10 protein-coding genes and 1 riboswitch are annotated in these 13,860 nt (G+C 42.2%); of the genes, 3 read left to right on the top strand and 7 right to left on the bottom strand.

Annotated features, from left to right (window positions below; translation table 11 throughout):
• Positions 1-33: 33 nt before the first annotated feature.
• Complete coding sequence (gene glyA / locus J1N51_RS14220; protein ID WP_208831901.1) at positions 34-1,290, bottom strand: serine hydroxymethyltransferase; 1,257 nt, start codon at positions 1,288-1,290, stop codon at positions 34-36.
• A 128-nt stretch (positions 1,291-1,418) separates the two neighbouring features.
• Positions 1,419-2,525 (bottom strand): response regulator, encoded by a 1,107-nt coding sequence (locus tag J1N51_RS14215; protein WP_208831900.1) that lies wholly within the window; start codon positions 2,523-2,525, stop codon positions 1,419-1,421.
• 168 nt (positions 2,526-2,693) lie between these two features.
• Here J1N51_RS14215 and ettA point away from each other — a divergent pair, with 168 nt between their 5' ends.
• Entirely contained in the window at positions 2,694-4,358 is a 1,665-nt protein-coding gene (ettA, locus tag J1N51_RS14210; protein WP_208831899.1) for an energy-dependent translational throttle protein EttA, read from the top strand.
• Between the two features lie 174 nt (positions 4,359-4,532).
• A complete protein-coding gene (locus J1N51_RS14205; RefSeq protein WP_208831898.1) occupies positions 4,533-4,895 on the top strand; it encodes a PilZ domain-containing protein in 363 nt (120 codons plus the stop codon).
• A gap of 15 nt (positions 4,896-4,910) precedes the next feature.
• On the opposite strand, the gene radA is transcribed toward J1N51_RS14205, so the two are convergent.
• On the bottom strand, positions 4,911-6,275 hold the full coding sequence (gene radA / locus J1N51_RS14200) for a DNA repair protein RadA (RefSeq protein WP_208831897.1): 1,365 nt from the start codon (positions 6,273-6,275) through the stop codon (positions 4,911-4,913).
• Between the two features lie 152 nt (positions 6,276-6,427).
• Here radA and J1N51_RS14195 point away from each other — a divergent pair, with 152 nt between their 5' ends.
• Positions 6,428-8,956: a PilZ domain-containing protein gene (locus tag J1N51_RS14195; RefSeq protein ID WP_208831896.1), complete on the top strand. Its 2,529-nt coding sequence runs from the start codon at positions 6,428-6,430 to the stop codon at positions 8,954-8,956.
• 44 nt (positions 8,957-9,000) lie between these two features.
• Here the strand turns inward: J1N51_RS14195 and J1N51_RS14190 are convergent, their stop codons facing one another.
• The 4 genes from J1N51_RS14190 to J1N51_RS14175 all read right to left on the bottom strand — a co-directional run bounded on the left by J1N51_RS14190 (position 9,001) and on the right by J1N51_RS14175 (position 13,721).
• Positions 9,001-10,854 carry a TonB-dependent receptor domain-containing protein gene (locus tag J1N51_RS14190; RefSeq protein ID WP_208831895.1) on the bottom strand — a complete coding sequence of 618 codons (1,854 nt, stop codon included), beginning with the start codon at positions 10,852-10,854 and terminating at the stop codon, positions 9,001-9,003.
• A 48-nt stretch (positions 10,855-10,902) separates the two neighbouring features.
• Positions 10,903-11,023: riboswitch (cobalamin riboswitch) on the bottom strand.
• 35 nt (positions 11,024-11,058) lie between these two features.
• On the bottom strand, positions 11,059-11,958 hold the full coding sequence (locus tag J1N51_RS14185) for a helical backbone metal receptor (RefSeq protein WP_208831894.1): 900 nt from the start codon (positions 11,956-11,958) through the stop codon (positions 11,059-11,061).
• A complete protein-coding gene (locus J1N51_RS14180) occupies positions 11,951-12,940 on the bottom strand; it encodes a FecCD family ABC transporter permease (RefSeq protein ID WP_232842820.1) in 990 nt (329 codons plus the stop codon). The genes J1N51_RS14185 and J1N51_RS14180 overlap by 8 nt, the downstream gene beginning before the upstream one ends.
• Positions 12,933-13,721, bottom strand: coding sequence for an ABC transporter ATP-binding protein (locus J1N51_RS14175; protein WP_208831893.1), 789 nt, complete (start codon positions 13,719-13,721; stop codon positions 12,933-12,935). The genes J1N51_RS14180 and J1N51_RS14175 overlap by 8 nt, the downstream gene beginning before the upstream one ends.
• Positions 13,722-13,860 lie beyond the last annotated feature (139 nt).

Here is a 13,860-nt window from a genome sequence, read left to right as displayed (position 1 = left end):
GAGTTTACCACAGCTTTTGTGGGAATAAATAGCTTACGCGTAAACAGGGAAGCGTTCGCACAATGCGATAACTTTCTCTTTAACTTGTGCAAGGTTATCTTCGCTTTCGATGTTGTCTAATACATCACAAATCAAGTTTGATAACTCTTCCATTTCAGCTTCTTTCATTCCACGACGAGTTACGGCTGGTGTACCTAAACGCAAACCAGATGTAACAAACGGCGAGCGAGGATCGTTTGGTACAGAGTTTTTGTTTACTGTAATGAACGCTTTACCTAAAGCCGCATCCGCGTCTTTACCAGTAATGTCTTTGTCGATTAAATCAACTAAGAACAAGTGGTTCTCAGTACCGTTAGAAACAATTTTGTAACCGCGTTGTTGTAAAACAGCACACATCTTTTTGGCATTTTTAACCACTTGCTGTTGGTACTCTTTAAACTCAGGTTGAAGCGCTTCTTTAAACGCAACCGCTTTAGCCGCAATAACGTGACACAAAGGACCACCTTGGCCACCTGGGAAAACAGCGCTGTTTAGTTTTTTGTATAGTTCTTCGTCTTTGGCACCAGAGATGATCAAACCACCACGAGGACCAGCAAGCGTTTTATGCGTGGTTGTTGTGATTACGTGTGCAAAAGGAACTGGTGAAGGATAAACACCTGCGGCAATTAAACCTGCAACGTGAGCCATATCAACAAACAAGTAAGCACCAACTTTGTCAGCGATTTCACGGAATTTAGCCCAGTCAACGATACCAGAGTATGCTGAGAAGCCAGCGATAATCATTTTAGGTTTGTGCTCTACGGCTAGCTCTTCAACTTGTATGTAGTCAATTTCGCCCGTCGCTTCGTCAAGGCCATACTGAATTGCATTGTATGTTTTGCCCGAGAAGTTAACATGAGAACCGTGAGTCAAGTGACCACCGTGCGCTAAACTCATACCTAAAACCGTATCACCTGCATTTAATAACGCTTGGAAAACAGCTGAGTTAGCTTGTGAACCTGAGTGAGGTTGAACGTTTGCATAGTCAGTACCGAAAAGCTCGTTTGCGCGATCGATAGCTAGCTGCTCAGTCACGTCAACGTACTCACAACCACCGTAGTAGCGCTTACCTGGGTAACCTTCAGCGTATTTGTTTGTTAACTGTGAGCCTTGCGCTTGCATAACTCGTGGACTGGCGTAGTTCTCAGAAGCAATCAATTCAATGTGTTGTTCTTGACGGCGAGTTTCTTGTTCAATTGACGCCCATAATTCAGGGTCGAAATCTGCGATATTCATATCACGAGTTAACATAAGTGCACCTCAGTACTGATTAATACAAACGAATGAGTCGCTTATAATACGCACTTATTAAAAAAAAGCCCACCACTAAACAATGAGAATTTCTAACATGTTCGAATTACTTTTATAAAGGCAAATTACTAACCCAACAATGACTTCATCTCGTTTACAAGGTGTTGTAGCTTGTCTTGTAAGTCCATTAAAACATTGTTGTTTTCATCGTGATTCAACAATGTATCTTCCATTAGCTTAGTGAAGTATTCTTCTTGTTCAATGGTTAAATCGAGTTGATGGAAACTCAAACCAATTTGCATAACGATGTCATCCATCAACTTTTGCCGATCCTGTCTGACCTTCTCAACATCGACACTCAGTTGGGTAATAACTTTTGACAACTCAGTATTCACCGACTGTAGTTCTCGCTCTCGCAAATATCCGATGTACCTAGCTTCAAGCGCTTCGATAATAACGGCAATAATATCGATAAAAATACTATATTCGTCACTCTCATCTGCTGGCGGGTTCATCACCAGAACAGAGCAATGCTCATCCGAGACCAGCAGCCTTCCACCAAGCTTTTTAATTCGCTGTTTGTTGTGTGCGAGTTCAAATACCTCTTTGACAATTGGAGAACACACTTTCGATTTTTGATCGAAACAGACCGACTCTTCTCCTTTCACAAAATAAATCGCGGCGTGCAACCCCTGAGTTGCCAGGTAACTAAACACGACGTTAGCAATTTCTTCTTCTGAGTTTGCGTGATTGAGCTGCTTGACCATCTGCAAAGACTGACCATAACTAGAAGCTTGCGACATCGTCGTACTGACTAAGTTAGTCAACTCTTGGCTCTGACTCTGTAAACTCTCAACCAATATGTTGTGTTTTATTAGTGCATCTACCTTTCCTACCACCTGAGCCGGAGAAAAAGGTTTACCAATAAAGTCGTCTGCGCCGTTTTCAAAACAGCTAATGATATTTTCTTGACCGTCATCCGCAGAAATAAAAATGATCAGAGGCGCTTGTGGCGCGTAATCTTGCTTGATTTGTTTACATATTTCCTTGCCATCTATATCGCCAAGGTTTACGTCTAACAAAATCAAATCTGGCTTTTGCTGCTGACAATACGCCAATGTATCAGCACCTGAACTTGAAGATGCTACTTCGAATTTGGACGCAAGTGCGTTAGTCAGTAATTGATTAATGCTAGCGTCATCATCAGCGACTAAAATCGTTTTCTTTTGCTGCACCAGTTTTATCTCTCATTTTACAAAGGCCCTAAAAAAAAGGTTAGACACGAAATGAAATTCTGCAAACTATTAAATACTTGTAGGATTTTTGGGGTCAATGTAGACATTAATCTGACGTCTAAACTACAATAGCCAACAACTTAGACAAAAATAGGCAATATAAAAACAATGGCCCAATTTATCTACACCATGTCTCGTGTGAGCAAGGTGGTTCCTCCAAAGAAAACTATTTTAAAAGATATTTCTCTTAGCTTTTTTCCGGGTGCAAAAATCGGTGTTTTAGGTCTGAATGGTGCGGGTAAATCAACCCTATTACGCATCATGGCCGGCATCGATACAGAGATCGAAGGTGAAGCGCGCCCTATGCCGGGTATCAACATTGGCTACCTTCCTCAAGAGCCGGTTTTGGACGAATCAAAAACCGTTCGTGAAGTGGTTGAAGAAGCTGTATCCGATGTCAAAAACGCATTACAACGCTTAGACGAAGTGTATGCCGAATATGCAATGGAAGACGCCGATTTTGATGCTTTAGCGAAAGAACAAGGCGAATTAGAAGCGATCATTCAAGCCAAAGACGGTCATAACTTAGATAACCAACTAGAAGTTGCGGCTGATGCCCTGCGTTTACCTGAGTGGGATGCCAAAATTGAACACTTATCAGGTGGTGAGCGCCGCCGTGTTGCCATTTGTCGTTTACTGCTTGATAAGCCAGACATGTTGCTACTCGACGAACCTACCAACCACTTAGACGCAGAATCAGTGGCTTGGTTAGAGCGATTCTTACACGAGTATGAAGGTACCGTAGTTGCCATTACCCACGACCGTTACTTCCTAGATAATGTAGCAGGTTGGATTTTGGAGCTAGACCGTGGTGAAGGAATTCCATGGGAAGGTAATTATTCGAGCTGGCTTGAACAAAAAGAAGCTCGTTTGGCTCAAGAAGAACGCGCAGAAAAATCTCGTCAAAAATCAATTCAGCAAGAGCTTGAGTGGGTTCGTCAAAATCCAAAAGGCCGTCAGTCAAAATCTAAAGCTCGTATGGCGCGTTTTGAAGAAATGCAAAATCAAGATTTCCAAAAGCGTAACGAAACAAACGAACTTTATATTCCACCAGGTCCTCGCTTAGGTGATAAAGTCATCGAAGTTGAAAACATTTCTAAGAGCTTCGGCGATAGAGTATTAATCGACGATTTGAGCTTCACTATTCCAAAAGGTGGTATTGTTGGGATTATTGGTCCAAACGGTGCGGGTAAATCGACTTTATTCAAATTGTTAAGCGGCACAGAACAGCCAAATTCAGGCACCATTACTGTAGGTGAAACCGTTAGCTTGTCTTCGGTTGATCAGTTCCGTGACAATATGAATGATAACAACACTGTATTTGAAGAGATTTCTGAAGGCTCAGACATCATTCAAGTGGGCAATTACGAAGTACAGTCACGTGCTTATGTTTCTCGTTTTAACTTCAAAGGTTCGGACCAACAAAAGCGCATTGGTGAACTATCAGGTGGTGAGCGCAACCGTGTCCATCTAGCCAAGCTTCTTAAAGCCGGTGGCAACGTACTACTGCTCGATGAACCAACCAATGACCTAGACGTTGAGACGTTACGAGCGTTAGAGAATGCCTTGTTGGCATTCCCTGGTAGTGCCATGGTTATCTCGCACGACCGTTGGTTCTTAGACCGAATTGCAACACATATTCTTGATTACCGAGATGAAGGTAAAATTGAGTTCTTCGAAGGTAACTACACTGAATATGAAGCTTGGTTAAAACAAACCTACGGCGCCGATGCTGCTGAGCCTCATCGTATCAAGTACAAGCGTTTGAAATAGTATTACCTTTTCACGTTAAAATGATACAACTAAAAAAACGCTGCTCTGGCAGCGTTTTTTTATTACTTATTTGTGAGGTTGTGGCTTTCTTTTGGTTTGTCTTTGTTTATTTTGTAATCTGATTTCAACGTGCTATTAATATATAAAGTAAAAGCAGTTTTTAACGGGCAAAGCATGGAAAATAAGCGTTACTACACACGAGTTCTTTTTTCTACTCCAGCGACACTCTCGGTTGGTCAACAATCATTTGATACAAGCATATTAGATTTGTCATTAAAAGGCGCGCTGATTTCTACCCCTGATTCACTTGGAGACTGTGTAGGTAAGACTGCTACGGTAGACTTTTTACTGCAAGGCTCAGATGTTCACATTGACATGGTTGGTGAAGTTGCCCACTGCGAGCCACACAGCATTGGCATTAAATGGGAAAAAATAGACATAGAAAGCATGACTCATTTACGTCGCTTAATAGAGCTAAACTCTGGTGACGCTGAGTTGCTCGAGCGCCAACTCGAGCATTTGACATTAGAGGGCTAACGCCCTCTTTTTTATTTAAAGGTGTTCTAGAGCTTCACTAAGACGGGTTATGCCAATAACTCTCATTCCATCAATTGGCTCTTTCGGCATATTGGCTTTTGGCACTATGGCCTTTTTAAAACCGTGTTTCGCAGCTTCTTTCAATCGCTCCTGACCACTTGGTACTGGACGAATTTCACCTGCCAAGCCAACTTCACCAAACACCACAAGTTCTCGTTCAAGTGGATTGTCTCGAAAGCTTGAAACCATCGCCAGTAATAACGCTAGGTCAACACTGGTTTCGGTGACTTTTACACCGCCAACTACATTCACAAACACGTCCTGATCACCTAACATCAAACCGCCATGACGATGTAATACGGCCAGTAACATAGCCAATCTGTTTTGTTCCAAACCAACAGCAACACGACGTGGATTACCTAATTGAGAAGCATCAACCAAAGCTTGGATCTCAACCAATAGCGGCCGTGTACCTTCCCACAAAACAGTCACAGAGCTACCCGAAGAGTCTCCATCGGCTCTGTTTAAAAAGATTGCCGAAGGGTTACTCACCTCTCTTAAACCTTTGTCCGTCATAGCAAAGACACCGAGTTCGTTTACTGCACCAAAGCGGTTTTTGTGACCGCGCATTGTTCTGTAACGCCCATCAGCATCGCCATCGAGCATTACACTGGCATCGATACAGTGTTCTAGTACTTTGGGTCCTGCCAAGGTTCCGTCTTTTGTTACGTGACCAACCATTAACACTGCGATGTTATTTTGCTTAGCGAACCGAGTTAAAAACGCCGCCCCTTCTCGTACTTGTGACACACTTCCCGGCGCTGAGCTAATATCTGCGACATGCATTACTTGAATCGAGTCAACGACGATAATTTGCGGTTTTAAGTTTTCGGCATGAGTGCAAATCGCCTCAACACTCGTCTCGGCTAACACATTGAGTTTATTCGTCGGAAGGCCCAATCGGTGAGCTCGCATCGCGACTTGTTGCAAACTTTCTTCACCCGTTACGTACAAAGTATTCATGTGTTCCGACAAATAACACATAGTTTGTAATAACAAGGTACTTTTGCCGGCACCAGGACTGCCGCCAATCAAAATAGCCGAACCCGGAACAACACCACCACCGAGTACACGGTCAAACTCTTTATAACCACTGCTAAACCTAGGTAGCTCTTGCAGATCTATCTTATCCAACGTTTGAACCTTGTTTTCAACTCGACCAGCGTAACCTTCGTAACGAGACCCCGACTTTGTACTCTTAGGAGCTAGTTTAATTTCGGTAATGGTATTCCACTCGCGGCATTCTCCGCATTGGCCTTGCCATCGAGGAAACTCTGCGCCACACTCGTTACACACATACGCTGTTTTACTTTTTGCCATTACCCCTTCTTAGTACCAACCGTGGCACACATGTTGCTTAACTAACTGACTAATTGACGAAATCTGTCTTATACTCAATGAGAAATACAGATTATAAATGAGCCGTCGCTCGCTTTTAAGTATTAATTTTGTAAGAGGGATAACACCCATTTATGTCAGCTGAACTACAAGAATTCAATGACCTAATTGAAGATCTTAAATCAGTCATCAATCAACCAAATTTTGATAAAGTCTTTAAGTCGAAGGCAGCAGATGTGCCGAAGGCGAAGCAGTTCTTGATCAAAATGGAGTTGAAAAGACTGGCTCAGCCAAGTGGTCGTTTGCTCGATTTGAGAGGCCACGTCAAAGGTGATCCCGTTGAATATGAATATCAAGACAAAACCCATTATCTTGATGAAATTGGCCGTCAAATTTTTGAAGATCAAACCAAGAAATTTGGTCAATATACTGTCGGTGTCTATGAAGCGGTAATGAATGCGGAAAATAACAACCGTGTCATCCACAAAAAAGAGCAACAGCAGCGACTCAAAGAAAAAAACCAACCTGACAAACCTGATGCCATTAAAAATAAGACGTCAGAGTCAGCAAGTAAGTCACTTAGCGGTCGCACCATCGAGTTTACTCACTATGGTATTCGCACTGAAGAGCGAATGAATTTTAGCATAGCGGTCGAAATACAGTTTGGCCTGGGTAACGTGCTAAAGGCCGTCAGTAGTGACTTATCAGTTGGCGGCATAAAGGTAAAAATCCCCAATTCCAAACCCGCAAGTGTCGGTCAAAAAATAGCGATTTATTTAACCGGCCTTGAACAAGAGTTTGAGCTAGGATTGAAAGACGGAATTCAGTACGAAATCGTCGGCATTGACGAAGTCAGTGATACCCACAAATACATTCGTGCCAAACGGACGTTTAAAGAAGACATAGCTACGTTTGATGAGTTTTTGGGAAACTTTATCAATGGCAACAAACGCCGTTACAAAGTGAACTTTGACAACACACTTGAAGCCGTTACCGTCAAAGGGTTTGAGCAATATTATTTACCGCGCGTAACGTCTCTACCGGTATTTTTACGTCACGCCAATGAGCGCTTTTTGCCTACTTTAGCCTTGGCGACAGAAAACAATCGCAGTGTATTAGGTCACTTTAGTGATGAAAATAAAAACTTAGTATTTCAACAAATACTTAGCCAAAAACGAATCGCTCGATTAGCTCGCCAAGACAGCCCTATTAAACAAACTCTGTTGTATTCATTTACTCACGCTAAGGGTGGTAAATTATATTTTTATAGTGCGACCTCAGAAGAACTCAACGCTCACCCCAAGCTGAGAAGTTTGTTTATTGGATTTGGTAGCCGCAAAGACAGTTGGAACGTATTTAAACTTCAATTAGCGGAAGCAAACGCGGATGACGCGCACTTGCCGTTGTCCATTCCTGATACAGCAAGTAAAGAAATTCAAAAGCTCAATCGTCCGCCTTCCCCAAAAGTACAAGGATTGCTTAAAGGGCTTAGCTATGTAGTAGTTTTTACGCCATTAAAAAATGAACAATCGACGCAAAATTACCAAGCGACTTACCAATACGATCGCACTCAATTGAGCCTACTAAAACCATTTAGTCACCCAAAACTCAAGCAATACATCAATATCGAAGTTGAGACGATAGATTACGTTAATTTACGAAGCGAAGAGCGTTACCTCTATAAAACCTCCGTGGTTGTCGATTTGCCTGATGACTCAGGACAAATTTCTGGATCTAGTCGTGACATTTCAACGTATGGCCTACAGGTCGTAACGGACACTGAAGCTCCTTTTAAAAAAGGCGATATTATTGTCTTGGGGTTACCTGATTTTCAAAAGGTCACTCAAAAGTTTAAGCTCGATAAGCTCGCCTATGAAGTCATGGCGATTTCCCGTGACAAGACCATTATGAACTTAAAGGTTTATGATCCTCGTGGTGGACATCAAGGCCGACGTTTCTTTTACAAGCTTATCAGACAAAACATCAATAAGCTGACCCCTACTAAGATTGAAAGTAAGTACCCTGGTCTATCAAAAGCATTGCGTAACATTTTTGCAAAACACAGCAAAAACATGGCGATGTATATCAACAAAGACCACGGTAAATTTAGTGTGAATATCGTTGGTAAAGGCCCACAGCCAAACTTATTGCACCATTTGATGCGTCAATTCCCGCCCGAAAAAGGCAAGGTCAATTTATACCCATTAGTCAAAGACAATGCTGTTAACAACACCTATGCGCCAATCATCAATGAAATTGAGCGGACTCACAGACCTCGTGAGATTGATTTGTTTGTGCGCTATCGACCAAATCAAGACTCGGTAGAGCGTAGTTTTGTTTGTTACTTTGGCGATCAGTTTTTAGCGCATGACATGTTACATAGCTTTGTTGATGCTTCATCAAAAAAAGACGTGTTTTTGGCATTCAGGCTATTTTTATCTAAAACCGGTCGCCCTGACATGAACTTTGTCAGTAACGAAATAAAATATATTCATCACTATGCGATGCACAAAGCCAAAGAGCTTGAGGGAGAACTGTGGAGTATTATTGGCGTCGTTGATATTGTTGATATTTCAGAAGAAGTTATGCTTCAAATAGGTTTATCATCAGAGCGAATAAATCAGCAAGAATCAATAAAACGACAACTTCTGAGTCAGTGGTAGTCATAAAAAAAGTGAGCCAAGGCTCACTTTTTTAGTTTTTTCTTTTAGAAAAGGTATTTTGCTTGTAGCTCCAGTCGGCGCCCAGGCACTAAATACCCCCAAGCTGAAGGCTCTTGCTGTTCAAAGGCATCTTTAACTCCAAATGAAAAGCGAGTGTTGGTATTTAATTGATAATGGCCATTTAAGTCAAATTGCACGTAGCTACCAATTTTATTGATATTGCCATCCCACGCCTTTTGCTCTCGTTCGGAGACATAACTTACATGCGTCGTCGTTGACCAATGCTCGTTTATATCAAAACCAAACACATAATTGACACGACGTTTTGCTCGAAGCGTGAGTGTCTCACCCGTTAAGTCATTGGTTGGAATAATAAAGCTCGCATTTATATGATGATGACTGCGTTCTAAATTCAAACCAAACTCAACTTCAAAACCTTTTATCGTCGCAGAGTCGACGTTATTTGGTTGATAAACAAAGTTGGCATTAGGCGTCCATTCAATCAGGTTTTCAATTGCATTTCGGAACAAACTAACTTTTAAGTTTGCGTTGTCTTGTTGAACATAAGCTGCAACTTCAAGGTTTTTTGAACGCTCTGATTCTAGATTTGGATTACCCATAGAATAAAGGTCTGTCGGCCAGTACAAATCATTGAACGTTGGCACTTTAAAGCCAGTACCTAAATTTACAGTCACATTTACGTTTTTATCAACGGCGTAACCTATTCCTAAGTTGTAGGTCAGCTCAGAGTCTACGCCATCAATATCATCATAACGCGCAGCGCCTTCAAACTGAGCTTGGCCAACGACATAAGTAGATTGCACAAACAACGCACTCGTATCACGCTCAGTCTTTGCAAAGTTTTGATCACCCGAAACGGTTTCTTTACCAATCTCTGCACCTACAAATAAATCAAGATTTCCATCTAGCTCAATCGCATCTGTAATAGTAAGACCTTCTCGTTGAGTAATTAGGCGGCTAGCAAACGTAGACACAGTATCGTAAGTTGTCGTGTCTTCAACCATACGGGAAAGATCAACACTGACTACTTGAGCACCAATGGCATAATCGGCACCTAGGGCAAGTTGCTGATTATTATGTTTAGACTGATCAGCACCTCCAAAGGCGCTGTCATAGTCATTTTGGCCACGGTCAAAGTTCAATAACCAATTTAAAGATAATGATGATGACAGTGTTTGTTGGCCATTCACTGACAATGAGTTGTATCTAAAACCATCATCATCTGGAGCAGCGAACTCTAAAACGTGATAGCCGTCACTGCGTTCGTGATCTAGCAAGATATTAGTTTGCCCTTCGCCGTGTTCCACACGTGTCGATAGTGTCAATTGCTGAGTGTTGAAACTCGCAATCTTTGCACCTATCTCTGTACCATTTTCGCCAGACTTAGTAATGATGTTAACCACACCACCAATCGCCTCCGATCCCCACAAAGCAGCACGTGGGCCTTTAACGATTTCTATGCGCTCTATATTTGCGACCGATACTTTTTGAAAATCTGTCAGTCCTAATGTCGCAGATGATAGCTTAACGCCATTTAACAAAAACAGTGTATGTCCTGCATTGTTGCCACGTAAGAATACAGATGCAGTTTGACCTCTACCGCCGTTTGACGATAAATCAAAACCGGCGATGGTTGCTAACACCTCTCCTAATGAGGACGCATTTAGCGCTTGGATATCACTGGCAGTAATTACTGTTTGATTGGCGATCGATGGATAGACTTCGTTAACGTGTCGATTCGCGGTTATGCTTATAACTTCAAGCTCGGTTGCGGTTGGAGAAGTTAGATTGACAATATTGTCAGACGCTTGGCTATTCGCTGCAGCTTGGGCAGCAAAACATACGGCAATAGCAGCCGTTATTTTAGTTGGTTTCATTGACCTCTTTCCTCAGGTGCCCTCCGCACCTTAATTTGCCTATTGGCGATTGGATTCAAAGAGGATGACAGTTCCGGGCTTCAATATACCGTTGCGGGGGCAGCGTTGGATTTACACCAACTTCCTGAACATCCTCTTCACAATTTGGACATCTAAACGTCCAATGAAGCGCATAGTCTATACATTGTTACTGTATTATGCACTTTAATTTTTTATAACCTTTTGAATATCTGCACAAAGGGCACTAATTTCAGCGGTAAGCCTCGGGCCCCATCGAAATAATGCATCGGCATTTGGTGAAATAATCGCTTGTTTTTTTACTGCATTTAAAAATGAATAAGACGACCAATCTTTGGTTTTGGTCGGATTGCTAAATGATACTGGTTGAATAATAACGTCTGGTTGCGTGGTTAACACTTTTTCTAGCGATGCCTGCGGGTACTGTGGTCCTGCTTCAGAATACATGTTGTTCAATCCGCATAACTCAATACTCATGCCAACAATAGTTTGACTTCCAGCAGTGGTCAGGGGCTCAGGCCAAATCTCTATAAAGCCGATTGGCCAAGTCGATGACTCAGTACCTGATGTTAATTCACGAGTTGACAAAATTTGCTGATATTCTTGCTGAATTTGAGACGCAAGCTGCTTCGCCCTTTGCGGCGTGCCGATTAGCTGACCCATCCTAGTAATTTCCGTCACTAAATCTGGGACTGACTCGGCATAAAACGTCTCTATTTTTATGCCTAATGACGTTAATTTATTAATGTCATTTTGTGGTGTGGTGCCATGCCAAACTAAGATTAAGTCAGGCTGCTTTTCGATGACACGTTCTAATTGCACCCCTAAGTAGTTAGCAACAATGGGTATTTGCCTGGCTTTTTCAGGGAAGTCTGTGTGCTCCGATACTCCGATAATTTTGTGGCCTACTCCAAGCTCAAACAAAATTTCTACTAGATTAGGTGCTAACGCCATTATTTTATCTGGCTGGGGACTTTTATTTGTTTCATCCGCCTGTGCAACAAACGCAGAGCCAATTAAAAGCCAAAGCGCAAGTGTTCCACTTAGCCATTTAGTTCTTTGTAGAAACACACTAGACCTAACCATGTCGACTCCTTTTTAAAACTAATAAAAAGAATACGCTTCCCAGTGCTGAGGTAATAACACCCAAAGGCATTTCTTGACCAACCATTGCGGTCCTAGCGATTAAATCCACCACCACTAAAAAGCAACCGCCGACAACTAGACTCAGAGGGACTAGAGTACCTGTATTTCCTTTAGCAAAGTTTCGTACTATATGAGGGACCATTAATCCGATAAATCCAATACCACCACAAAAAGCAACCGTCACGGCTGTAACAATCGCCGTGATCAACAGTAATAAAAAACGCATGCGGTTAACATTAACACCAAGTGTTTCGGCTTGGACATCGCCTAATAATAAGGCGTCGATTTGATGTCGAAGTAACAACAAAACTGATACACAAATCAACAAGGGTACAAAGACTATTAACACACTCTCATAAGATGCCGTTGCTACACTTCCCATCAACCAAAATATGATCCGGTTTGCAGCTAATGGCTCAGCAACAAATAAGACAAAATGAAGAACAGCCGCTAACATAAATGACACAGCCACACCGGCTAAAATGATATGCTCAGGTCTAAATAAGCGGTTTTTCATGACTACCGTCATAACTAAGACAATCGCCGCAATCGCACCTATAGATGCGGATATGGGAGTGCCTATGCTATCTGACGATTGTGCCAACACTGAGAAAATCACCGCGCCCAGTCCAGCTCCAGATACGATACCGAATAAATACGGGTCAGCCAATTGATTATTGGTGGCGTTTTGTAACATAGCGCCTGCAACGGCAAGTCCTCCACCAGCGACAAAAGCCATTAACACTCTTGGCAATCTCAGGTCCCATAAAATGATGTCATTTATAGGTTGCTGACATTCTGCTGTAACGCATTGCCAAATTTCATCGGGTGATATTGTCACAGAGCCAACTGCCAACCCTGCCATTAAAATGACAACAACGCCAAACAACACCATCAAAAAACGCAGCGATAAATTAGTCATGCTTTGGGGCCTTTTGATGATAAGACATGAATGGTACAGACTCAGAGCTTAAATCCCCTTTACCACCAACAAGGTCATCGACATGTTGACAAGCCGGATGGAAAGTTACATCGATACCATAAGTAGACTGAATTAAATTCGTTGTGAGTACTTCTCTAGGTGTTCCCTGAGCTACGACTTGACCATTTTTCATCAATATCAAGTGATCACAATAGGACGCGGCTAAATTTAAGTCATGCAATGTCAAGATTACATCTTGTGGTAAGTCTCGAAGTTGAGACAACAATTCCAGTTGATGTTTAATATCTAGGTGATTAATCGGCTCATCCATCAACAAAATGCACGCGTCTTGTACCATGGCTTGGGCTAAATAAGCACGTTGCTGCTCTCCCCCCGACAAAGCGTCAAAAGAACGGTCTTTAATATCTTCAAGGTGAAATCGGTGTAATGCTTTTTTAACCAAGTCTTGCTGCGCATCCTGTTGCCCAAAGGCAAACATTTGAATGTGCGGCAATCGTCCAAATTTAACGACATCCAATACCGTTAGATCAAAAACATGAGGAGGGTGTTGAGACACATAAGCAATACACTGTGCCCTCTCCTGCAAAGACATATTGCCAAGCGCTTGACCTAGAACCTTAACATCCCCCGAACTGGGTTTAATGCGGCCTTGAAGTATATTGAGTAAGCTGGTTTTTCCTGCGCCATTAGGACCAATAATACCAACGACCTGGCCTGACGGAATTGATAGGTTTAAGTTTGATAGGATTGTTTTGGGCACACCGTTTTCCCGTACTTGCCAGCACAGGTTGGTCAGCTCAAATGAAAAAGAGGGCGTCGGCACAATATCAAACTTTTACGTTTCTGTAAGAGCCCAATATTAACCCATGACCACCCTCAAATTTCAACTAAATTGGTGA

Source organism: Psychrosphaera ytuae, from assembly GCF_017638545.1.
In the GTDB taxonomy this organism is placed as follows: Bacteria; Pseudomonadota; Gammaproteobacteria; order Enterobacterales; family Alteromonadaceae; genus Psychrosphaera; species Psychrosphaera ytuae.
The sequence above is the reverse complement of the archived record's forward strand: the minus strand, read 5'-3'. Positions and strand labels throughout refer to the sequence as shown.